1 pseudogene is annotated in these 340 nt (G+C 40.6%); it reads right to left on the reverse strand.

Features of this window, described 5'->3' with window-relative positions:
* Positions 1–340 (reverse strand): annotated as a pseudogene (locus AAEY62_RS21080) (TolB family protein); the annotation flags it as partial.

The raw sequence follows: 340 nt of genomic DNA on the forward strand, positions 1-340 counted from the left end.
GTGTCAGCAATATCTAGGGGATCATTTTCTAATAGCTTTTTTTGTGCTTTATTAAAGCTATTTTCGGCTTTAGTATTTTGCTCTGTGCTGTACACAATAAGCTTAGTGTTATCGTTTTTATCACGCTCTACAATTGCCAGCTTACTGCCATCTTTTGCAAGCGCAGGGTTACTTGCATATAAACTAAGCTGTAGCCACAGCTCACTATTAAGCTTAGGTTCTAATTGCTCTTTGGCCATAGCTTTGTAAGTGTATTCAGCTACAAAACGGCGGTACAGCTTAGCGGCACTTTGCCCAAACACGCCGCTAAATGCTTGATCAAAATCACGCACTTTTACGC

This window comes from Pseudoalteromonas sp. GW168-MNA-CIBAN-0100 (assembly GCF_040309225.1).
In the GTDB taxonomy this organism is placed as follows: Bacteria; Pseudomonadota; Gammaproteobacteria; order Enterobacterales; family Alteromonadaceae; genus Pseudoalteromonas; species Pseudoalteromonas arctica.